Here is a 22,723-nt window from a genome sequence, read left to right as displayed (position 1 = left end):
TCGCCCTCCTGGTGCGGACTACGCCGCGCCGCAGGCCTTCTCGACGACCGAGGTCGACTCGGTGATGCGGAAGGTCTTGCCCGTGGCCGACGTCTCCTGGATGCAGAACGTCGTGGCGCCGCTCACGGGGGTGGCGCCGTACTTCAGGTCCTTGGTGTTGTCGCTGACCGTCAGCCCGTACTTGCCGAGCTCGGTGGTGTCGGCGACCAGCTTCTGTCCGGTGGTGCTGCCGTCCGGGAGCTTGCCGCTTTCCGTCTGGTAGGCGATGACCGCGGTCTTCGCGTTCGCGAGGTCGCTCTTGACGGCCGAGTCCTTCGCGTTGTTCTGCACGTTCAGGTACACCGGGATGGCGATGGCGGCGAGGATGCCGATGATGATGACGACGACGAGGAGCTCGATGAGCGTGAAGCCCTTCTCCTTGTCCTCGAGGAGACCCTTGCGGCGAGCGTCGAGCTTGCCCATGAGAGCGAAGTACATGGTGGTTCCGTTCTTGGGGGAATGCGATGGGAGAATGTGCCGGGGAGTGCTCCGCCGCCGCTGACAAGAGTATTCAGCGGCGATTCGAGGCGGAATCCCGAGAACGGGGGGTCCGAGCCCTCGGAATTGCCCCCAGTAACGGGGGCGTCCCCTCGCGTTCCACCCCCGCACGAGGGGCGGCCCTTACTTCACCAACGACGTGATCTGGAAGATCGGCAGGTAGAGCGCGATGATCATGCCACCCACGACGACGCCCAGGAACGCAATGAGGAGCGGCTCGATCAGGGCAGTCAGCGACTCGGTCGTCGACTCGACTTCGGAGTCGTAGAAGACCGCTATCTTCTCGAGCATGATCTCCAGCGAACCGGCGTCCTCGCCGACGGCGACCATTTGCGAGACCATTGCCGGGAAAATGCTTTCCCGGGCCAACGGCGCGGCAATTGATTCGCCTTTTCGGACGTCTTCCGCAACGCGCTCGAGTGCTTTCTGGACCACGAAGTTGTTCGATACCTGGCCGACGATGGACAAGGCCTGCAGGATGGGGACGCCAGCGCCGATCATGTTCGAGAAGTTCCGCGCGAACCGCGCGATGACGATCTTGCGGGTCAGTCCCCCGAACACCGGCAGGCGGAGCATGATCGGGTCGCGGAAGCTCCGGAAGCGATCCGTGTTCTTGTTCGCCCGGAACCACAGCCAGCCGACGATCACGGCGACAGCGAGGACCGGTGCGAGCCAGCGCATCGCGTGCGACAGGGTCACCAGGACCTGCGTCGGCAACGGCAGCTGACCGCCGAGCGACGAGAACATGTCCTGGAAGATCGGGACGATGAAGATGAGCATGATCACGACGGCGGCGAGTGACATGCACAGCACGACCACCGGGTAGGTCATCGCCGACTTGATCGTCGAGCGGAGCTTGTGCTCCTTCTCGAAGTTCGTCGCGATGGAGTCCATGGCCTGGTCGAGGAACCCGCCGGTCTCCCCCGCACGGATCATGTTGATCATGATCGGCGGGAAGTCGACCGGGTACTTCGCGACGGCGTCGGAGAACGAGACGCCGCGCTCCACGTCGTCGCGGACCTTGCCGAGGATGTCCTTGAGCTTCTTGTTCTCGGTCTGGTCGGACAGGATCGTGAGGGCCCGCAGGAGCGAGAGCCCCGAGGTGAGCATCGTCGAGGCCTGCCGCGACATGATCGCGAGGTCCTTGAGCCCGACGCTCTTCTCGAACCCGGGGATCTTGATCTCGGTCTGCAGCCCGGTGCCGGCCTTCGCCTCGGTGATCGCGATCGGGGAGACGCCCATCCCCCGGAGACGCTGGACGACGGCCCCTTCGGACGCGGCGTCGAGGCGGCCCTTCACGAGCTTGCCGGCGCCGTCACGCCCGCGGTAGTCGAACGCGAGTGACATCAGTAACCTCCGGAGAACTTGTCGCCGAAGTCGATGCCGCTGGCGGCGATCGCGGCGGCCGAGGAGTCGGACGGGGACTCGACGCGCTGGACGAGCCGGTCGAAGCCCTCTTCGTCGTGCACCTTCTCCATCGCGGCCTTGCGCGAGATGGTGCCGACGTTGACCAGTTCGGCGAGGTTCTGGTCCATGGTGTGCATGCCGAGGTCACGGCCGGCCTGCATGGCAGAGGTGATCTGGTACGTCTTGCCCTCGCGGATGAGGTTGCCGATGGCCGGGGTGATCGTCATGATCTCGGTGGCGACGACCCGGCCGACGCCGTTGGCCTTCGGGACGAGGGTCTGGCAGACGACACCCTGCAGGGTGGCCGCGAGCTGGGTGCGGATCTGCCCCTGCTGGTGCGGCGGGAAGACGTCGATGACGCGGTCGATCGTGCCGGGTGCGCTCTGCGTGTGCAGGGTGGCGAACACCAGGTGGCCGGTCTCGGCAGCGGTGAGCGCGACGGAGATGGTCTCGAGGTCGCGGAGCTCACCGATCAGGATGACGTCGGGGTCCTGCCGCAGCACGTGCTTGAGCGCGGAGGCGAAAGAGCGGGTGTCGGCGCCGACCTCGCGCTGGTTGATGATCGACCGCTTGTGGTCGTGCATGAACTCGATCGGGTCCTCGACCGTCACGATGTGGTCAGCACGGCTCTCGTTGACCAGGTCGATGAGCGCGGCGAGCGTGGTCGACTTGCCCGAGCCGGTCGGGCCGGTGACGAGGACCAGGCCACGGGGCAGGCCGGCGAAGTCACCGACGTGCGCGGGGATGCCGAGCTGCTTGAGCGTCTTGATCCTGGTGGGGATGATGCGGAACGCCGCACCCCAGTTGCCGCGCTGCTGGTAGTAGTTCACACGGAAGCGGTACTCCGGCGACAGCGAGTACGCGAAGTCGAGCTCCTGGTCGTGGTCGAACTGCCCGGCCTGTTCGACGGACAGCAGCGTCTTGAGTGCCGCGATGACCTTGCCACGCGACCACGCGCCTCCGGGCACGGCCGGCCGGAGCGAGCCGTCAACGCGGACGGTGGGCGGGGCGTCGGCCGTGACGTGCAGGTCGGAGGCCCCCTGGTAGACGACCTGCGCCAGTGCCGTGATGAGGTCGGGGTCGGCGACCTCACGCGCGTGCCGGGCGAAGTCGATGTCACCAGCCGACGCAGCGGCGGGGGCGGGAACCGGAGCCGGTGCCACCGGTGCGGCGTGGTGGGCGCCGCTGTACGACATGGCCGGCAGCTGCTGGGTCGTCGGCTCGGCGTACCCGTAGGTGGCGGTCGACGACGGCACCGCGGCGGGCGGCGTCGCAGGAGCGGTGGCGGACTGCGCCACGGGCGCGGCGACCGGACCACCCACGGACCCGGTGACCGGGCTGGCCACGGGCGTGCCGGTGGGCGCGGGCCACTGCGCCGAGTCGTCCGTCAGGTCGTAGACCTGCTCGGGCGGGGCGGCAGCGGCCGCGGCCAGACGCGCGGCACGGCGGGAGCCGACCTCGGCGCCGGGGGTGCCGGGGTGCCATCCGGCGACGGGTTCGTCGCCGGGCATGGTGATGTCGTACACGGAGTCGGTCATCTGCTCGTCCTGTTCCCCGGTCACGCGACGACGCGCAGGATCTCGTCAACGCTCGTCATGCCGAGCTTGACCTTCTCGAAGCCGTCCTGGCGGAGCGTGAGCATGCCCTGCTGCTGGGCGACGCGACTGATCTCCGCGCTCGAGGCGCGACCGACGGCGAGCCGCTCGATCTCCTCGGTCACGGTCATGACCTCATGCAGCGCGATGCGCCCGCGGTACCCCGTGTTGGAGCACACCGCGCAGCCGACCGGGGCGAAGAACGCGGGCATCTCGTCGCCGGGGGCCAGGAACCCGAGCGCCTGGAGCTGCTCGATCTCGTACACGGCTGGCGCCTTGCACCGGTCGCACAGCCGGCGTGCGAGTCGCTGGGCGACGACGGAGTCGAGGGCGGATCCGACCAGGAACGGCTCGATGTCCATCTCGGTCAGGCGGGTCACGGCCGACGGCGCGTCGTTGGTGTGCAGGGTCGAGAGCACGAGGTGCCCGGTGAGCGACGCCTCGATCGCGATCTGGGCGGTCTCGTGGTCGCGGATCTCGCCGAGCAGCACGACGTCGGGGTCGGACCGGAGGATCGAGCGGAGCGCGGACGCGAACGTCAGGCCGGCCTTCGGGTTGACCTGCACCTGGTTGATGCCGGCCATCCGGTACTCGACCGGGTCCTCCACCGTGATGACGTTGATCTCGGGCTTCGCCACGGCGTTGAGGGTCGTGTACAGCGTCGTCGACTTGCCCGAACCGGTAGGACCGGTGACCAGGATCATGCCGTACGGCTTCGAGTAGGACCGCTGGTACGCCTGGAAGTTCTGCTCGAGGAGGTTGAGGTCCTTGAGGGTCAGCGAGGTGTTCGTGTTGTCGAGGATCCGCATGACGACCTTCTCGCCCCACACGGTGGGCAGCGTCGCGACGCGGAGGTCGATCTGCCGGCCGCCGTGCCGCACCGACATGCGGCCGTCCTGCGGCTTGCGACGTTCGGCGATGTCGATGTCGCTCATGATCTTCAGACGGCTGATCACACCGTTCTGGATGTTCTTCGGCGCCGGCGCCATCTCGTGCAGCACGCCGTCGATGCGGTACCGGATCCGGACCTCGTGCTCGCCCGGCTCGATGTGGATGTCGGATGCGTGGTCCTGGATGGCCTGCGACACGAGCAGGTTCACGAAGCGGACGATCGGGACGTCGTCGAGGGCACCGTCGGCGATGTCGACCTGCGCATTCGAGGTCGTCGACGCTTCTTCTTCCAGCGACGACGTGAGGTCGTTCAGTTCGTCGTCGGCGCGCAGGTACCGGTCGAGGGCAGCGACGAGGTCGCGCTCCTCGACCTGCAGCGGCTTGATCGTGCGGCCCGAGGCGGTGCGGGCGTCGTCGATCGCGAGCACGTTCGTGGGGTTCACCATCGCGAGGATGAGGAGGTCGCCCTCGAACCCGACACCGAGCACGCCGTGGCGACGGCAGAGTGCGGCCGGCAGGATCGACACGGCGGTGCCGTCGACCGGGTAGTCGCTGAGCGGCACGGTGCGCGAGTTGTTCGACGCGGCCCGCGCCGTGATGAACTGGGCCTCGCTCACGACGCCCTGGTCGACCAGGCCCCGGATCGCGCGCTCGTCGAGGTCCTCGTCGCCCGTCATCGCATCGAGGTGCTCGATCGGAAGCGCGCCGTTCAGGATGAGGATCTCGGACAGGGTCGCCATGAGTCCCGTGCCTCCTTGGACTCGCGCACGGCGAGACGTCGTCGGGTGATGCACCACCAGGGATGTGGCGCCCGACCACGCTACTTCTGGCGCCCTCGCCGACCGCAGTCCCAGAAAGAGGGGGCGGAGGGGGTCTGGCTGCACCCAGAACTGGGGTCCACGACCCGTTCGGCCCCGGTCAGAGGGACAACGCGGCCGTGACGTGGACCTCGCCCCGGGCGAATCCAAGGCGCTCGTAGATCCGGGCCGCGCCGCTCGGGTTCTCGGTGTCGACGTCCAGCACCGCAGCCGACAGCCCGTCCGCTCGCATCGCCGCGAGTGCAGCGCCGAGCACGAGCGGCGCCAAGCCGCGACCACGCGCCGAACGGACGACCCCCACCCAGTGCACGGAGCCGAACGCCCGTCCGCGTGCGGCGAACCCGTCCGGATCGACCTCGACGACGGCGAACGCGAGCACGTTGCCCAGGGGATCGAGCACGAGTCGGGACAGGTCGAGCCGACTCTTCGGTGCGGTGAGGAAGCCCCGCCAGTCGGACGCGACCATCGGCTGCGAGCCCCAGTGGTCGCGGAAGGCGTCGTTCTTGGCGGCTCGCATCGGCTCGATGTCGTCCGGGGCCGCTCGACGGAGGACCAGATCATCAGGGAACGCGGGCATCGGGAGGTCGTCGACGGCATGGTCGGCGAAGACGAGCTCCATCTCGACCCAGTGCCGGACCGACCGGAACCCGAGCCGCTCGGCGAGGGCGAGGACGGGAGCACCGGAGCGGCCTCCGACGTCGAGGGTCGCGGGAAGGTCGATGTCGAGCGCGGCGAGCCGTTGCCGCGCTCGACCGACCTGCCAGGCGAGGAGCCGGCGCCCGACACCACGGCTCCGGTACCGGGGGTGGACGGCACCGCCGAGCACCGCCCGTGCCGCGGTGACCCGCGAAGGGACGTCGATGACGATGCCGTAGGCCTGCACACGTCCATCAGCATCGACGCCGACGACCGTGTACTGATCGACGATGAGGCCTTCGGTGGACAACGAGCGGTCGAGGTCCGCTGTGGAGGGACGGGCAGGAGGATCGTCGAGTGCGGCGGCAGCGACTGCGACCGCGTGCATGCCCACCAGGTCGTCACGCGACCCCGGGCGGAAGACGACGCCGCTCACGGGTGACGGCAGCTCGAGCTGGGTCGGGGCGGGGATCCGTTCGCGCAGCGTTGCCATCACCCCACCCTGCCATGCGGGTCGGACAGCGCGGCACCGCGGAATCCCTCTCGACGCACACCCCCACCCGGGCACATGATGAGTCATGGACATCACGAGCGTGACCGTGGGGTTGCCCGTCACCGACATCGAGGCGTCCTGCCTCTGGTACGGCGCGGTCTTCGAGCGCACCGAGCCGGACCTCGAGCCCGAGGACGGCGTCGCCGAGTACGAGGTCGGCGGCATCTGGATCCAGCTCTACGTCGACGAACAGGCCGAGGAGAACCCGGTCAGCGTCCGCTTCGGCGTCGACGACGTCGCCGCGCAGCACGCACGCATCGGCGCGCTCGGCATCGACATCGGCCCCGTCGAGTGCGTCGACGGGGCGGTCGACTGGTTCGACGTCCGCGACCCCGACGGCAACGTGCTGAGCCTGTTCTCGCTGGTCGACGAGACCGGTCGCGGTTCCGGCCGCGACAACGGCGCGGGCCGCGCGCTCTAGCCGCGACCCCACGGCGGACGGGAGGCCCGTGGCGGCCCCGCACCGCGCCTCCAGGCCGTCACCTGGTGACGACACGACGAAGGCCCCGCCTCCTTGCGGAGACGGGGCCTTCATGGAATCACATCAGGCTCAGTTGTACGTGCCCGGCGTGAAGTCGTCCGACGAGAAGCTGTCGAAGTCGACGAAGCTCAGGTCGGCGTCCGAGAACGACGAGTCGTCGGCGAAGATGCGGTTGGGGTACCGCTCCGCCTTCGCCTCTTCGGTCGCGTTCACGTCCACGTCACGGTACCGGCTGAGGCCCGTCCCGGCGGGGATGAGCTTACCGATGATGACGTTCTCCTTGAGGCCGACGAGGTGGTCCTGCTTGCCCTCCATGGCCGCCTGCGTGAGCACGCGGGTGGTCTCCTGGAAGGAAGCGGCGGACAGCCACGACTCGGTCGCGAGGGACGCCTTCGTGATGCCCATGACCTCCTGGCGAGCCGAGGCGGTCTTGCGACCCTCCTGCAGCGCCGCACGGTTCAGCGCGTTGTAGCGCGACCGGTCGACGAGCTCACCCGGCAGCAGGTCGGTGTCGCCGTGGTCGACGACGGTGACCTTGCGGAGCATCTGGCGGACGATGACCTCGATGTGCTTGTCGTGGATCGGCACACCCTGCGAGCCGTAGACGTCCTGCACACCGTTGACCAGGTGCTTCTGGACCTCTCGGACACCCTTGACCCGGAGGACTTCCTTCGGGTCGACGGTGCCGGCGATGAACTGCTCGCCGAGCTCGACGTGCTGGTTGTCCTCGATGAGGAGCGTCGCACGCTTGAGCACCGGGTAGATGAACGGCTCGTCGCCGTTGTCCGGCGTGAGGATGATCCGACGACCCTTGTCCGTGTCCTCGACCACGACGCGGCCGGGGGCCTCGGCGATCGGGGACGCGCCCTTGGGGGTACGCGCCTCGAAGAGCTCCGTGACACGCGGCAGACCCTGGGTGATGTCGTCGGCCGAGGCCGAACCACCCGTGTGGAAGGTACGCATCGTCAGCTGGGTACCGGGCTCACCGATGGACTGGGCGGCGATGATGCCGACCGCCTCGCCGATGTCGACGAGGTTGCCCGTGGCGAGCGAACGGCCGTAGCACTTCGCGCAGACACCGACGGCGGACTCGCAGGTCAGGACCGAGCGCACCTTGATGCTCTCGACACCGGCCGCGAGAAGCTTGTCGATCAGCACGTCACCGACGTCCTCACCGGCCTCTGCCACGACCGTGCCCTGTGCGTCCACGGCCTCGGTGGCCAGGGTGCGGGAGTACACGGTGTTCTCGACGCGCGGGTCGCGGACGAGCTTGCCGTCGGCGTCCACGGTCGCGATCGGCAGCTCGAGGCCACGCGTCGTGCCGCAGTCGTCCTCGCGGATGATGACGTCCTGCGACACGTCCACGAGACGACGGGTGAGGTACCCGGAGTCCGCGGTACGGAGCGCGGTGTCGGCAAGACCCTTACGAGCACCGTGGGTGGCGATGAAGTACTCCGCCACGGTCAGGCCCTCGCGGTACGAGTTGATGATCGGGCGGGCGATGATCTCGCCCTTCGGGTTGTTCACCAGACCACGCATACCGGCGATGTTGCGGACCTGGAGCCAGTTACCACGAGCACCGGACGACACCATGCGGTTGATGGTGTTGTCGACCGGGAAGTTGTCGCGCATCTCCTGCGCGATCTCGTTCGTGGCCTCGGTCCAGATCTTGATCAGGTCGGCGCGACGCTCGGAGTCGGTGATCAGACCCTTGTCGAACTCGCCCTGCACCTTGGCGGCCTGGATCTCGTAGCCCGCGATGATCTCCTTCTTGCGAGGAGGCGTCACGACGTCCGACAGGGCGACGGTCACACCGGAGCGGGTGCCCCAGTAGAAGCCGGCGTCCTTGATCCGGTCCAGCGCAGCGGCCGTCTCGGTCTTGGAGTAGCGCTCGGCGAGGTCGTTGACGATCGCGGAGAGCACGCCCTTGTCCGTGACCTTCTGGACGAACGGGTAGTTCGCCGGCAGGGTCTCGTTGAAGAGCGCACGGCCCAGGGTCGTCTCGAGCAGCACGGTGTCGCCCTGCTCGTAGCCCTCGGGTGCTTCACCCTCGGCGAAGTGGACACCCGTCATGCGGATCTTCACCATCGCGTTGAGGTGCAGCGTGTGCTGGTCGTTCGCCAGGATCGCCTCGGCCACCGACGAGAACGCACGGCCCTCGCCCACGGCGCCCTCGCGGACGGTCGTGAGGTGGTGCAGACCGATGATCATGTCCTGTGCGGGCAGGGTCACCGGGCGGCCGTCGGACGGCTTCAGGATGTTGTTCGAAGCGAGCATCAGGATGCGGGCCTCGGCCTGGGCCTCGACCGACAGCGGCAGGTGCACGGCCATCTGGTCGCCGTCGAAGTCCGCGTTGAACGCAGCACACACGAGCGGGTGGAGCTGGATGGCCTTGCCCTCGACGAGCTGCGGCTCGAACGCCTGGATGCCCAGACGGTGCAGCGTCGGCGCACGGTTCAGCAGGACGGGGCGCTCGCGGATGATCTCCTCGAGCACGTCCCACACCTGCGGACGCGAACGCTCGACCATGCGCTTGGCCGACTTGATGTTCTGCGCGTGCGACAGGTCGATGAGGCGCTTGATGACGAACGGCTTGAAGAGCTCCAGCGCCATCTGCTTGGGCAGACCGCACTGGTGCAGCTTCAGCTGCGGGCCGACGATGATGACCGAACGGCCCGAGTAGTCGACACGCTTGCCGAGCAGGTTCTGGCGGAAACGACCCTGCTTGCCCTTGAGCATGTCGCTCAGGGACTTCAGCGCGCGGTTGCCGGTACCCGTGACCGGACGTCCACGACGACCGTTGTCGAACAGCGCGTCGACCGCTTCCTGCAGCATGCGCTTCTCGTTGTTCACGATGATCTCGGGGGCACCGAGGTCGAGCAGGCGGCGGAGACGGTTGTTGCGGTTGATCACACGACGGTAGAGGTCGTTGAGGTCCGACGTGGCGAAACGGCCACCGTCGAGCTGCACCATCGGGCGCAGCTCCGGCGGGATGACCGGCACGACGCCGAGCACCATCGCGGCCGGCGAGTTGCCGGTGGCGAGGAAGGAGCTGACGACGCGCAGACGCTTGATCGCGCGGATCTTCTTCTGGCCCTTGCCCTCGGCGATCTGCAGACGCAGTGCCTCGGCCTCGGCGGCCAGGTCGAACGCCTCGAGCCGGAGCTTGATCGCCTCGGCGCCCATGTAGGCGTCGAAGTAGATCCCGAACCGGTCCTGGAGCTCGTGGAAGACGGCGTCCTCGGGCTTGAGGTCGCCCACCTTGAGGTTGCGGAAGTCCTCCCACACACGCTCGAGACGGGTGATGTCCTCGTCGAACGACTTGCGGACCTGGGACATCTCCTTCTCGGCGGTGTCCTTGGTGCGGCGCTTGACGTCGGCCTTCGCACCCTCTTCCTCAAGGGCTGCGAGGTCGTCCTCGAGCTTCTTGAGGCGGTCGGCGATGATCGAGTCGCGCTGGCCCTCGAGGGTCTTGATCTCGAGACGCATCTCGTTCTCGAGACCCGGCATGTCCGCGTGACGGCCCTCTTCATCGATGTCGATGATCATGTACGCCGCGAAGTAGATGACCTTCTCGAGGTCCTTCGGCGCCATGTCGAGGAGGTACCCGAGGCGCGACGGGACGCCCTTGAAGTACCAGATGTGCGTGACGGGGGCAGCGAGCTCGATGTGGCCCATGCGCTCACGACGGACCGAGGACTTGGTGACCTCGACGCCGCAGCGCTCGCAGACGATGCCCTTGAACCGGACACGCTTGTACTTGCCGCAGGCGCACTCCCAGTCGCGGGAAGGACCGAAGATCTGCTCGCCGAACAGACCGTCCTTCTCGGGCTTCAGGGTGCGGTAGTTGATGGTCTCCGGCTTCTTGACCTCGCCGTACGACCACTGACGGATGTCCTCGGCGGTCGCGAGGCCGATCCGAATGGCGTCAAAGGAAGTTGCTTCGAGCAATGTTCTTCTCTCTTGCTGATTCAGGCTTCGATGTACGGGCGGGATCAGATGTCGTCGACAGAGGACGACTCGAACCGCGAGGAGATGTTGATGCCCAGCTCCTCCGCAGCGCGGAAGACCTCGTCATCGTTGTCGCGCAGGCTGACCGCCTGGCCGTCGGCCGAGAGGACCTCGACGTTCAGGCAGAGCGACTGCATCTCCTTCATGAGGACCTTGAAGGACTCGGGGATGCCGGGTTCCTGGATGTTCTCGCCCTTGACGATCGCCTCGTAGACCTTCACGCGGCCGAGGATGTCGTCGGACTTGATCGTCAGGAGCTCCTGGAGGGCGTAGGCGGCGCCGTACGCTTCGAGCGCCCACACCTCCATCTCACCGAATCGCTGTCCACCGAACTGCGCCTTACCACCCAGCGGCTGCTGCGTGATCATCGAGTACGGACCGGTCGAACGCGCGTGGATCTTGTCGTCGACCAGGTGGTGCAGCTTGAGGATGTACATGTAGCCGACCGAGACGGGCTCCGGGAACGGCTCGCCGGAGCGGCCGTCGAAGAGCTGCGCCTTGCCGGACGAGCCGATCAGGCGCTCGCCATCGCGGTTCGGGAGGGTCGAGTCGAGGAGGCCCTCGATCTCACGCTCGTACGCACCGTCGAACACCGGGGTGGCGACCTTGGTGCCGGGCTCGGCGCTGTGCGCTGCCTCCGGCAGGTTCTCGGCCCAGTCCTGGATGCCCTCGACGTTCCAGCCCTGCTTGGCGAGCCACCCGAGGTGGATCTCGAGCACCTGGCCGAAGTTCATGCGGCCGGGGACGCCGAGCGGGTTGAGGACGATGTCGACGGGGGTGCCGTCGGCGAGGAACGGCATGTCCTCGACCGGGAGGATGGTCGAGATGACGCCCTTGTTGCCGTGACGACCGGCGAGCTTGTCACCCGCGGTGATCTTGCGCTTCTGGGCGATGTAGACGACCACGCGCTGGTTGACGCCCGAGCCGAGCTCGTCGTCGCCGTCCTGCGCGTCGAACACCTTGACGCCGATGATCGTGCCCTCTTCACCGTGGGGCACCTTGAGCGAGGTGTCGCGGACTTCGCGCGACTTCTCGTTGAAGATGGCACGGAGCAGACGCTCCTCGGCACTCAGCTCGGTCTCGCCCTTCGGCGTGACCTTGCCGACGAGGATGTCGCCGGGGCGGACCTCGGCACCGATGCGGATGATGCCACGCTCGTCGAGGTCGGCCAGCAGGTCCGGGCTGACGTTGGGGAGGTCACGGGTGATCTCCTCCTTGCCGAGCTTGGTGTCGCGGGCGTCGACCTCGTACTCCTCGATGTGGATCGAGGAGAGCGTGTCGTCCTTGATGAGGTTCTGCGACAGGATCATCGCGTCCTCGTAGTTGTAGCCCTCCCACGGCATGAACGCGACGAGGAGGTTCTTGCCGAGCGCGAGCTCGCCGTTCTCCGTCGCGGGACCGTCGGCGATGACCTCGCCCTGCTCCACGCGCTCGCCTGCGGAGACGATGACGCGGTGGTTGTAGCTCGTGCCCTGGTTGGAGCGGTCGAACTTGCGCAGGTAGTAGGTCTGCGTGCCGCCCTCGTCGAGCTGCAGGGTGACGGCGTCGGCCGAGACCTCGGAGACGACACCGGCCTTGTCGGCGGTGACGACGTCGCCGGCGTCGATGGCCGTGTAGCCCTCCATGCCGGTGCCGACGAGCGGCGACTCGGAACGGAGCAGCGGGACGGCCTGACGCTGCATGTTCGCACCCATGAGGGCGCGGTTCGCGTCGTCGTGCTCGAGGAACGGGATGAGCGACGTCGCGACCGACACCATCTGGCGCGGGGAGACGTCCATGTAGTCGACCTCGTCCTTGGCGACGAGTTCGACCTCGCCACCCTTCTTGCGGACGAGCACCTTGTCGTCGGCGAAGTGGAAGTCGTTCGTCAGCGGGGCGTTGGCCTGCGCGACGACGAAGTCGTCCTCTTCCGAAGCGGTGAGGTAGTCGATGGTCTTCGTGACCTCGCCGTTGACGACGCGACGGTACGGGGTCTCGATGAAGCCGAAGGAGTTGATCCGACCGAACGACGCGAGCGAACCGATCAGGCCGATGTTCGGGCCTTCCGGGGTCTCGATCGGGCACATGCGGCCGTAGTGCGACGGGTGGACGTCACGGACCTCGACGCCGGCACGTTCACGGGACAGACCACCCGGGCCGAGGGCCGAGAGACGACGCTTGTGCGTCAGGCCCGCGAGCGGGTTGTTCTGGTCCATGAACTGCGACAGCTGGGACGTTCCGAAGAACTCCTTGATCGCGGCGACGACCGGACGCACGTTGATGAGCGTCTGGGGCGTGATCGCCTCGATGTCCTGCGTGGTCATGCGCTCGCGGACGACGCGCTCCATGCGGGACAGACCCGTGCGGACCTGGTTCTGGATGAGCTCGCCGACGGCGCGGATGCGACGGTTGCCGAAGTGGTCGATGTCGTCCACGTCGAGGCGCAGCTGCACCGGCTCGCCGTCACGGACGCCGTCGATCGTGGTGCGCTCAGCGTGCAGCGACACCAGGTACTTGATCGTCGCGACGATGTCCTTGACGGTGAGCACCGAGTCGGACAGCGGGGCGTCCATGCCGAGCTTGCGGTTGACCTTGTAGCGGCCGACCTTCGCCAGGTCGTAGCGCTTCGGGTTGAAGTAGAAGTTGTCGAGGAGCGCACGCGCGGCCTCGGCAGCGACCTGCTCGCCCGGACGGAGCTTGCGGTAGATGTCCTTGAGCGCCTCTTCCTTCGTGAGGACGGCGTCCTTCTCGAGGGTCGACTCGATCGACGCGAAGCCCTGGAACTCGTCCATGATCTCCTCGCTCGTCAGGCCGAGGGCCTTGAGGAAGACGGTCACGGACTGCTTGCGCTTGCGGTCGATGCGCACGCCCACCTGGTCGCGCTTGTCGATCTCGAACTCGAGCCAGGCACCACGCGACGGGATGATCCGCGCCGAGTAGATGTCCTTGTCGGAGGTCTTCTCCTGCTGGCGCTCGAAGTACACGCCGGGCGAACGGACGAGCTGCGACACGACGACGCGCTCGGTGCCGTTGATGATGAACGTGCCGCGTTCGGTCATGAGCGGGAAGTCGCCCATGAAGACCGTCTGCGTCTTGATCTCACCCGTCATGTGGTTCATGAACTCGGCGTTGACGTACAACGGAGCGGCGTAGGTCTTGCCGCGCTCCTTGCAGTCGTCAATCGAGTACTTCGGGTCTTCGAGCTCCGGCGCGGTGAACGAGAGCTGCATGGTCTCGCCGAGGTCCTCGATCGGGGAGATCTCCTCGAAGATCTCCTCGAGCCCCGAGTGCAGCGCGAGGTCGGTACGACCCTGCTCCTGCCCTTCGGCGAGGCGGGCCTTCCAGACGTCGTTGCCGACGAGCCAGTCGAAGCTCTCCGTCTGGAGTGCGAGCAGATCAGGAACCGTGAGGGTGTCCGTGATCTTGGCGAACGAGAGTCGCGAGTGGTTGCGACCGTTCTTGGGGTTGGTGGATGCGTTGGGCGCAGCAGCCAAGGGTGTGACCTCCGGTAGGCCCCGTCGGGCCGACACTGACGAGCAGTGTGTAGGTGAGTGGATTGATCGCTCGGCGAACCCTGAGATGCAAGCCCTGCGACCACGCCGACGCGTGCCTGACGCGGAACGTCGGTGCACGTGTGGGATGATCTCCGTGAGCGGTACCCGCCGCCATATACGGGTCCGGCTGCACCAGGGCGAGATGAGTCTGTACATCTCAGAACTCGGTGGTTCTGAAGACTCTGCGTCGACCGCAATATGACGACACGGATGCCAGGGAGCGCGAACTGTCATCATAGTTCGCTCCGTGGCGCGCTGTCCAGTCCCGGCTTGACCGGATTCGGCAGTGGCGTGTATAAGCCGCCACACGCCGCTTCCATTCCCAGCTCAGCCGGGTCCCTGCTCAGCCGGGTCCCTGCTCAGCCGGGTTCCTGCTCAGCCGGGTCCCTGCTCAGCCCAGACGCTCGCGCTCGACGCGATCCGCGCCTCCCGGGCCGCCCGGCAGTCCGGCCAGCGCACGGAACGCGTCCTCCGGGCGACGCGTGCGGACGAACGTGACCCGGCCTCGGTCGTCCGTGAGCTCGATCCCGAGCCCCGGGGTGAGGATGAGCGCACGCACGCCGCGACGGATCCGCAGGCCGACGCCACCGTAGGTGGCCGCGTCCGCCTCGACCAGGCGGACGTCGGTGATCCGCCGGCGCGGGATGCGCCGCGGCGGGAGCGGACGGAAGTGCAGGGTCACGTGCCGCTCGGTGACGGTGAACCCGGCACGGGCGAGCAGGAGCAGCGACCCGAGGGCGACGGCGAGCAGGGCCGGCACCAGCAGGGCGACCTCCGGCGCGTCCCCCGGCCAGCCGAGCACGGCGGCGGACAGGCCGGCGCCGCCGACGAGCAGCGCCGTGCCGACGACCCGCATCCAGGTGGGTGCCGTCTCGCGGTCGGCGTGGAACGGCAAGGAGGAACGGGACGGCCGGGAAGCGCGGGACGGCCGGGAGGCCCGGATCACCCGGGTCGGTCGGGTGCCGGCCCGGCGGGCGTCCGGGGTGGTGGAACGAGCGGTGGGCACGCTCATGGTGTCGGCGGTCATGACGGAGGTCTCCTGCGGCGGATCAGCAGTGGTGCACTCGTCATCGGGTGCGGTGCGTTCGACGGCCAGCGCGCGCGGGTGGCCGGAGGGGTGACGCGCAGCAGCACGCCGACGACGCGCACGCTCGAGCGGTGGGGGCGCTCACGGGCACGTCGTGGTCACGGTGTCCGGGCGGACGCGTGGTGTGTGGGGCACACACGCATCGACGCTCTGGCGTCGTGACGACAGGCGCCAACGGTACGCAACGAGTCTTGGTGTCCGCTGGTTGTCCATGCGTACGCATTCACGTGTCCGCAGTGCGTCACCCGGGAACGACGGTGTGCTGCTGACGGTCAGCGCAGGACGCGGGCGACGGCCTCGGCGCGGGTCCGGACCCCGAGCTTCGCGAACACCTGGTTCACGTACGACTTCACGGTCGGCACCGTCAGGAACAGCTCGGCGGCGATCTGGGGGTTCGTCCGGCCGTCCGCGATGCGCTCGAGGACGTCCACTTCGCGCGGGGTGAGGTCCGGGAACCGGGCACCGAGCGACGGACCGGCATCGTGGAACGCAGGCGCAGCGGCAGCGGCACCAGCGGCGAGGCGCGCCACCAGCCGCGCCCCCACGGTCGCGTCGAAGGTCGACTGCCCGGCGGCCACCGCGCGCACCGCGGTCGCGATCTCCGCCCGCCCGGCGTCCTTCGTCAGGTAGCCGCGTGCTCCCGCCCGCAGCGCGGTGACGATGGAGTCGTCGTCGGCGTAGGTCGTCAGCACCAGGACCGCCACCCCGGGGTGCTCGGCGACGATCCGCTCGGTGGCGGTCGGCCCGTCGACCCCCCGGCATCCGCAGGTCCATCAGGACGACGTCGGGTACGTGCCGGTCGACGGCGGCGATCGCCTCGGCACCGTCCGTCGCCTGCCCGACGACCTGCAGGTCGGGCACGAGTGACAGCACCGTGACCAGGCCGTCGCGGACGATGGCCTGGTCGTCGACCACGAGCACCCGGATCGTCACGAGCGGTCGTCCTCGGCGACGACCGCAGCGTCCGCGGTCTCCGCATCGACCGAACCGTCGACGGGCAGGTGCATGGCGACGACGAACTCGTCGTCGGAACGCTCGGCCTCCACCGTGGCCTCGCTGCCGAGTTCCGCGAACCGCTCGCGCATCCCGAGCACCCCCTGTCCACCGCTCGGCAGCGGGTTGGCCACGACGACGTCCACGGCCTCGCCGTCCCGGATCACGGACAGGGACACGGGGCGGCCGGGAGCGTGCCTGCGGGCGTTGCTGAGGGCCTCCCGGACGACCTGGACCACGGCGGCCCGGTGGTCGTCATCGAGGACCGCCAGGGTCGCGTCGCCCTGCACGACGACCTCGCCGCCGAACGAGCGGTGCGCGTCGAGCAGGGCCGTCAGGCCCGACGCGTGGTCGGCGGACGGACTGGAGGCACGGGTCCGCTCCGGCTGGTCGGGCTGCGGTTGGTCACGGAGCGCGTGCACCGCACGCCGCGCCTCGGCCAGGCCGTCCGCGGCCAGCGCGCGGGCCTCGCCGGCTCGGCGGGTGGCCTCGTCGACGCGGCCGGCCTCGAGCAGGGCCTCGACCGCGTCGAGCTGCAGCACCAGGCCGCCGAGCGAGTGGGCGAGGACGTCGTGGATGTCCCGGGACGCCCGCGACCGGTCGGCGAGGAGCCGTGCGCGCTGCTGCTGCCGCTCGGTCTCGCGAGCCTGCGCCGTCGTGATCCGGACCTGCCGACGACCGAAGCCGACGAGCACGCCGAGCAGCAGCCCGCCGCTCACCCCGAGGACGAACTGCACCGACGTCTGCTCGAGCGTCGCGGTGACGGCGACCACCACGACGGCGGCGAGCGCGGCGACCGCAGCCGTCCAGACCGGCAGGCGGAGGTCGGCGGCGAGGACGACGAGCCCGACGATCACCGGGACGACCAGGAGCGAGTCGGTCGGCACCACGGTGCAGGATCCGGCGGCGATCATCACGCCGGCTGCGGCGACGAGCACACGGGGCGTGCGTGCCCCTTCGCGGACGGCCCAGGCGGCGAGCGCCACGGCCCCGAGGACCCAGACCCACGCGGGGTGGTGGAGCAGGAGGCCGTTCCGCACGAACCAGAAGGCGACCACGGCGATCCCGACGGCGTTGAGCCCCCAGGAGACGACCGAGCGGGACCGGACCCCGGCGGGATCGGTCCGGTCCGGGTCGGTCGGCAGGCTCACCGCACCATCATGCCGCGGCCGGCGCCCTGGCGACGGTCGCCGCCGGTGTCCGCGCCTCCCCGGGGGATGCGCTGGTCGACGACCAGGGCGCGGGCGGCGCGGTTCAGGGCGAGCACGAGCAGGACCGTGCCGGTCGAGGTGAGCAAGTGCGCACCGAGGTGGCCGCCGAGCACGTCGAGCCCGATGCGGGCGGCGATGAGGACGATCCAGAGGCCGGCGCCGAGCCAGCCCGTGCGGGACTGCAGGGTGCGCCCCTCGTCGTCCGGCGTCGTGACGGTGCGGAACCGGGTCATGGCCCCCATCGCGAGGCCGACGCCGACGGTGAGCAGGGCCTCGAGGCCGAGGAACACGACGTCGGTGGTGGTGACGGTCGTCGTGGTCTGTGCGAGGACGACCGCGCCGACGACCGCCATGACGAGGGGGCCCCGCCAGATCCGCGCCGGGTCGAGGGACCGCCAGGTCGCCTGTCGGTACGCCAGGAAGCCGACGAGGGCGAGGCCGATGAGCACGTTCGCGAGGAGTTGGACCGACATGGTGTGCCTTTCGAGGTGGTCCGGCGGCGTTCCGCGACCGGTGAGATCAGCCTCGTTCCGGGCGCTCCGCTGGCACACCAACCACGGGTGGGGGCGCGGGTGGTGATCGCGGTGGTGTTCCATTGACGGCATGGCTGATGCGTTCGACGGGTTCCGGATCGGTGCGGGGTACTCGGTGGTGGAGCCGGACCGGCACCGACCGGGGTCCTTCACCCTGGTGGTGGACGGCACACCGCAGTCGCACGTGGACCTCGAGGACCCGACGCACCTGGCGTTCGAGTACATCCGGCGGATCGGGCACGCGATCGACCTGCTGCCGGACGGCCCGATCACGGCACTGCACCTGGGCGCCGGCGCCCTCACCCTGCCCCGGTACGTCGCGGTGACCCGCCCGGGTTCGCGGCAGCAGGTGATCGAGCTCGAGCGCGACCTGGTCGAGCACGTGCGCGAGGCCCTGCCGTTCCCCCGCGGCGCGTCGATCCGGGTGCGGTACGGCGACGCCCGGGAGGTCCTCGGCAAGCTGCCCGCCGGACTTCGCGGCACCGTGGACCTGGCGGTGGTGGACGTCTTCGGCGGTTCGCAGATCCCCGCCCACGTGACGAGCGTCGAGTTCTACCGCGAGGTCGCCGCGTTCCTGTCGCCGACGGGCATCGTCGCGGTGAACGTGGCCGACGGCGCCGGGTTGGCCTTCGCCCGCGGGCAGGCGTCGACGCTGCAGTCGGTGCTGCCGTCGGTCGCCGCGGTCGCGGACACCGGCATGCTCAAGGGCCGGCGGTTCGGCAACATCGTGCTGCTCGGGTCGCCGACCGACCTGCCGGCGGCGGACATGCCCAGGCGGTACTCGTCCGACCCGATGCCGGCCAAGGTCGTGCACGGTGCGGAGCTCCGGTCGTTCATCGCCGGGGCGCCGATCGTCACCGACCAGACGGCGGTCGCGTCGCCCGAGCCGAACCGGAGCGTGTTCGGGGGCTGACGCCCGCCCGAGGGCGTCGCCGGGGACGGACTTCGGGCACTCGGCGGGTCCGGCTGTCAGGATGGTCTGAACGACCGCGCAGGTGCGCGACCGAGCGATGGGAACCCTGATGACGAACGACGACCGGAACGACCAGGACCGGACGGGCGACGGCCAGGCGCCGCGCTGGGGCGACGCCCCGCAGCAGCAGCCCGACGCCGGTGCCCCGCGGTACGGCGAGCGGGTGGACCCGGCGCCGACCTCGACCCCGCAGTACGGCGAGCAGTACGGGCAGGGCCAGCAGCAGTACGGCCAGCCGTCGAGCACGCCGAGCTGGAACGACCAGCAGCGCCACGACCAGGGCCAGCACCACGACCAGCAGCCGTACGCCGCCGCGCCCGCGCACTCCGGTGCCCCGGCCTGGCAGAGCCACGACGAGCCGAAGCCCAAGAAGAAGACCCTCGGTGTGGTGGCGTTCGTCCTCGGACTCGCCGCGCTCGTCATCGGGGTCATCGGCGGGTACGTGATGGGATCGGCGCTCGCCAACAGCGACGCGATCAACAACCTCGTGCCGAGCAGTGGTGCCACCCCTGACCAGCAGGAGCTGCAGCGTCAGCTCATGAACGACCCGGCCGTCATCTCGCAGATCGGTGTCGGTGCGGTGATCGCCGGCGTCGCAGCGATCCTCGGGCTCTGGGCGCTCGTGCAGGGCATCATCGCCGCGGTGACCAAGCGTGGTCGCGGCTGGGGCATCTTCGCGATCATCCTGGCCGTCGTCGCCACGATCGCGACGCTCGTCACCTACGTCGGCGTGGCCGCTGCCGCCGCGGTGGGCGCCAACTCCTGATCGACCACTCCGAACGGCCCGTCGCGCTCCGGCACGGCGGGCCGTTCGTCGTCCCGGGGGCAGGCGCGGACGGCGGCACCCGCGCAACCTGAGCGCGTCGCACCGACCGCTCCCGGGAGACCGCGGCTACCCTCGAACCGATGTCCCTCCCGCCCGACGACCGCCAGCAGCCCGACCCGTCCGACCGTTCCCGTGAACCGCGCCACGCGGCTCCCGTGACGGCCGGAGTCAGCCCGGGCAGCACCTTCGCGCCCATCAGCCTGCGACCCGCGGTCGACGTCGACGCCGTGCACCAGCGGCTCCGTGACCTCGGCCAGAGCCGCAGCACCGACGCCCTCGCCGAACGGGCCGAGCTCCTCCGCCTGCTCGGTCGTCTGGACGAGTCGCTCGTCATCGCCGAAGAGGTGTTCCGCCTGGCGATGTTCACCGGGGAGCGCCAGGACAAGGTCGCTGCGCGGATCCGCCGTGCGCACGTCCTGCACGACCTCGGGCGGCACGACCGCGCCGCCGCCGAGGCCGCCATGGCCCGCGACACCGCCGCGACCGAAGAGTGGCCGGAACTCGAGGGCGCCGCGGCCGAGATCGAGGGCTGGTCGCTGTTCGAGAACGACCGCTTCGACGAGGCCCGCGCCGCACTCTCGCGGGCGTACCAGGCCTTCCGGCAGGCGGGGGCGCCGTCCGAGCGCACCGACGCCTTGCGCACCGCGGTCGAGGCCGCCATGCGGGCATCGATCACGAACCCGGCGGAACCGTCCGACCGGCCCCGGACGGCCCGCGAAGTCGCCGCCCGCCGCGCCGAGGACGACGAACCCACCACCCGTGTCGCCGAGCCGGTGAAGCAGGTCCCGCCGATCCGCCGCCGCGTGCTCGGTGCACCCGACGCCGCCCGGACCGAGGCCGACGACATCTGGGGCCGGATCGCGGCCCGGGCAGCGAAGAAGGGCCAGGCCGACCCGCGCGCCGAGCAGTGACGGCGCTCGAGACCGTCCGTGTCCGCGCGGAGGCGCTCATCGCCGAACACCTCGGCGCCGGGACCTGGGCGTTCGGGTTCGACCACGCCAAGACCCGCGCCGGCCAGTGCGACTTCGCGCGGAAGCGGATCACGGTGAGCCGCCACCTGGCCACCCGGTTCTCCGACGACGACGTCGAACAGGTCCTGCTGCACGAGGTCGCGCACGCACTCGCCGGCGCCCGGGCGGCACACGGACCGAAGTGGAAGCGCACCGCCGCGTCGATCGGGTACACCGGCTCCCGGCTGCACGACGGGCCGATCGCCAGCGAGCTCGCCCCCTGGATCGGCACCTGCCCCGCGGGGCACGAGCACTTCCGGTACCGCACGCCCACCCGTCCCCTGGCCTGCGCCCGCTGTTCCCGGCGGTTCGATGCCCGGAACGTCATCACGTGGCGGCGCCGGACCGCGGACGACGACGCGGCCACGATGGCGTCGACTACCGCATGAGGGGCCCGACGCACGGAGGCGCGCCGGTAACCCGTTAGCCTGGGCGGATGCACACGGGGCAGCACATCCGCACGGACGCCGGTTCCTCCTGGTTCTTCGACGCCGGACGGATCGCTCTCGACTTCGCGCACACGGGTGGCTTCGCCGACGACCCCGCCGGACGCCGACCGCGGTCGCAGCTCGGGGAACTGCTCGCGAGTCCGGCCGACCTGGACGAGTGGCTCAGCGAGCACACCGAGCCGATCGACGTCGGTGCCAGTGCCCGCGAGCTGCAGGACGCCCGTGCCCTGCGTGCCGCGATCGCCCGGCTCGCCGTGGCCGCCGCCCCCGCGCCGGCGAGCACCGCCGCGGAACGCACCGCCGTGGCGGCGGGCCTGCGTGCCGGAGCCGGCCGCACGCGCCCCGCGCCCGACGACATCGACACCGTCAACCTGTTCGCCGCCCTGCCGGACGTGCCCCCGAGCCTCCCGGGTGGCCGACGCCGCGCCGGAGCGAACCGGGTCCGCCTGGCGCAGGCCCTGTCGAGCGTCGCGCGCGACGCCGTCGCGCTCTTCACCGAGGTCGGCTTCGACGACGTCGAGGCCGACGGCCGGCCGACGCGGCTGAGCCGGTGCTCGGCCGAGGACTGCGGCCTCGTGTTCTACGACTCGTCGCGCGGTGGGACCCGGCGCTGGTGCTCGATGCAGCGGTGCGGCAACCGGGCGAAGGTCCGGGCGCACCGCGCCCGCCGCGCCGCGGAGTGAGCACGACCTGAGCACTGGGCGACCACGTCCGTCGCGTGATCCGGACGGTGTGGGGTCCGGGGGCGGTCGCGACACCCCGCTCACCTTCGCCGAGCGGTCACCAACCGTCGCCCGACGGCGTCGCAACCGTCAGGTTGCGACCATCCGACGCGTAGCAAGCGACGAGTCGCGACCACCCGACCGCACAGGAGGCGCGTGGCGGCGCCGCCACGGGCCTCCCGTCCGCCACACGCGAGCGGTCAGGACACCCCGCTCACCTTCGCGGAGCGGTCACCAACCGTCTGCTGGCGGCCTCGCAACCGACAGGTCGCGACCACCCGACGCAAAGCAAGCGACGAGTCGCGACCACCCGACCGCACAGGAGGCGCGTGGAGGCGCCGCCACGGGCCTCCCGTCCGCCTTCCGCGAGCGGTCAGGACACCCCGCTCACCTTCGCCGAGCGGTCACCAACCGTCCGCCAACGGCCTCGCAACCGACGGGCCGTGACCACCCGACA

17 protein-coding genes and 1 pseudogene are annotated in these 22,723 nt (G+C 69.7%); 6 read left to right on the top strand and 12 right to left on the bottom strand.

Going from position 1 to position 22,723, the window contains the following annotated elements; genetic code table 11:
• Positions 1-18 precede the first annotated feature (18 nt).
• From DEJ30_RS18605 to DEJ30_RS05935, 5 genes are all read right to left on the bottom strand, one after another.
• On the bottom strand, positions 19-477 hold the full coding sequence (locus DEJ30_RS18605; RefSeq protein WP_309146760.1) for a prepilin-type N-terminal cleavage/methylation domain-containing protein: 459 nt from the start codon (positions 475-477) through the stop codon (positions 19-21).
• A 183-nt stretch (positions 478-660) separates the two neighbouring features.
• Positions 661-1,884, bottom strand: coding sequence for a type II secretion system F family protein (locus DEJ30_RS05950; RefSeq protein ID WP_110859487.1), 1,224 nt, complete (start codon positions 1,882-1,884; stop codon positions 661-663).
• Entirely contained in the window at positions 1,884-3,506 is a 1,623-nt protein-coding gene (locus DEJ30_RS05945; protein ID WP_309146759.1) for a type IV pilus twitching motility protein PilT, read from the bottom strand. Before DEJ30_RS05945 ends, DEJ30_RS05950 begins: the two co-directional genes overlap by 1 nt.
• A complete protein-coding gene (locus DEJ30_RS05940) occupies positions 3,503-5,170 on the bottom strand; it encodes a GspE/PulE family protein (protein ID WP_110859486.1) in 1,668 nt (555 codons plus the stop codon). The genes DEJ30_RS05945 and DEJ30_RS05940 overlap by 4 nt, the downstream gene beginning before the upstream one ends.
• 178 nt (positions 5,171-5,348) lie before the next feature.
• Positions 5,349-6,377 carry a GNAT family N-acetyltransferase gene (locus tag DEJ30_RS05935; RefSeq protein ID WP_110859485.1) on the bottom strand — a complete coding sequence of 343 codons (1,029 nt, stop codon included), beginning with the start codon at positions 6,375-6,377 and terminating at the stop codon, positions 5,349-5,351.
• Positions 6,378-6,462: 85 nt separating this feature from the next.
• On the opposite strand from DEJ30_RS05935, the gene DEJ30_RS05930 reads away from it, so the two are divergent.
• Positions 6,463-6,858, top strand: a complete 396-nt coding sequence (locus tag DEJ30_RS05930) for a VOC family protein (protein WP_017885546.1) — start codon at positions 6,463-6,465, stop codon at positions 6,856-6,858.
• Positions 6,859-6,987: 129 nt separating this feature from the next.
• Here DEJ30_RS05930 and rpoC read toward each other — a convergent pair whose 3' ends face one another.
• The 7 genes and pseudogenes from rpoC to DEJ30_RS05895 form a co-directional block, all read right to left on the bottom strand.
• Positions 6,988-10,869, bottom strand: a complete 3,882-nt coding sequence (rpoC, locus tag DEJ30_RS05925) for a DNA-directed RNA polymerase subunit beta' (RefSeq protein WP_110859484.1) — start codon at positions 10,867-10,869, stop codon at positions 6,988-6,990.
• A 44-nt stretch (positions 10,870-10,913) separates the two neighbouring features.
• Entirely contained in the window at positions 10,914-14,402 is a 3,489-nt protein-coding gene (gene rpoB, locus DEJ30_RS05920; protein WP_110859483.1) for a DNA-directed RNA polymerase subunit beta, read from the bottom strand.
• Between the two features lie 451 nt (positions 14,403-14,853).
• A complete protein-coding gene (locus tag DEJ30_RS05915; RefSeq protein WP_111090909.1) occupies positions 14,854-15,489 on the bottom strand; it encodes a hypothetical protein in 636 nt (211 codons plus the stop codon).
• A gap of 332 nt (positions 15,490-15,821) precedes the next feature.
• Positions 15,822-16,253, bottom strand: a complete 432-nt coding sequence (locus DEJ30_RS05905) for a response regulator transcription factor (RefSeq protein WP_309146758.1) — start codon at positions 16,251-16,253, stop codon at positions 15,822-15,824.
• 112 nt (positions 16,254-16,365) lie between these two features.
• Positions 16,366-16,410, bottom strand: a pseudogene (locus DEJ30_RS18600) (hypothetical protein); the annotation flags it as partial.
• Positions 16,411-16,478: 68 nt separating this feature from the next.
• The gene (locus tag DEJ30_RS05900) at positions 16,479-17,693 is read right to left on the bottom strand and encodes a sensor histidine kinase (protein ID WP_110859480.1); all 1,215 of its coding nucleotides are present in this window, start codon (positions 17,691-17,693) and stop codon (positions 16,479-16,481) included.
• A complete protein-coding gene (locus DEJ30_RS05895) occupies positions 17,690-18,226 on the bottom strand; it encodes a hypothetical protein (RefSeq protein WP_110859479.1) in 537 nt (178 codons plus the stop codon). Before DEJ30_RS05895 ends, DEJ30_RS05900 begins: the two co-directional genes overlap by 4 nt.
• A gap of 130 nt (positions 18,227-18,356) precedes the next feature.
• Here DEJ30_RS05895 and DEJ30_RS05890 point away from each other — a divergent pair, with 130 nt between their 5' ends.
• The 5 genes from DEJ30_RS05890 to DEJ30_RS05870 all read left to right on the top strand — a co-directional run bounded on the left by DEJ30_RS05890 (position 18,357) and on the right by DEJ30_RS05870 (position 22,227).
• The gene (locus DEJ30_RS05890; RefSeq protein ID WP_110859478.1) at positions 18,357-19,199 is read left to right on the top strand and encodes a spermidine synthase; all 843 of its coding nucleotides are present in this window, start codon (positions 18,357-18,359) and stop codon (positions 19,197-19,199) included.
• A gap of 109 nt (positions 19,200-19,308) precedes the next feature.
• Positions 19,309-20,025, top strand: coding sequence for a DUF308 domain-containing protein (locus DEJ30_RS05885; protein WP_146238508.1), 717 nt, complete (start codon positions 19,309-19,311; stop codon positions 20,023-20,025).
• A 140-nt stretch (positions 20,026-20,165) separates the two neighbouring features.
• Positions 20,166-20,996 carry a hypothetical protein gene (locus tag DEJ30_RS05880; RefSeq protein ID WP_110859476.1) on the top strand — a complete coding sequence of 277 codons (831 nt, stop codon included), beginning with the start codon at positions 20,166-20,168 and terminating at the stop codon, positions 20,994-20,996.
• Positions 20,993-21,484: a SprT-like domain-containing protein gene (locus DEJ30_RS05875; RefSeq protein ID WP_110859475.1), complete on the top strand. Its 492-nt coding sequence runs from the start codon at positions 20,993-20,995 to the stop codon at positions 21,482-21,484. Before DEJ30_RS05880 ends, DEJ30_RS05875 begins: the two co-directional genes overlap by 4 nt.
• A gap of 47 nt (positions 21,485-21,531) precedes the next feature.
• Complete coding sequence (locus DEJ30_RS05870) at positions 21,532-22,227, top strand: CGNR zinc finger domain-containing protein (protein ID WP_110859474.1); 696 nt, start codon at positions 21,532-21,534, stop codon at positions 22,225-22,227.
• The last annotated feature ends 496 nt before the right edge of the window (positions 22,228-22,723 follow it).

The organism is Curtobacterium sp. MCPF17_003, assembly GCF_003224385.1.
Taxonomy (GTDB): domain Bacteria; phylum Actinomycetota; class Actinomycetes; order Actinomycetales; family Microbacteriaceae; genus Curtobacterium; species Curtobacterium flaccumfaciens.
Note: the sequence above shows the minus strand (reverse complement) of the source record. Positions and strands in the feature narration are given on the sequence as shown.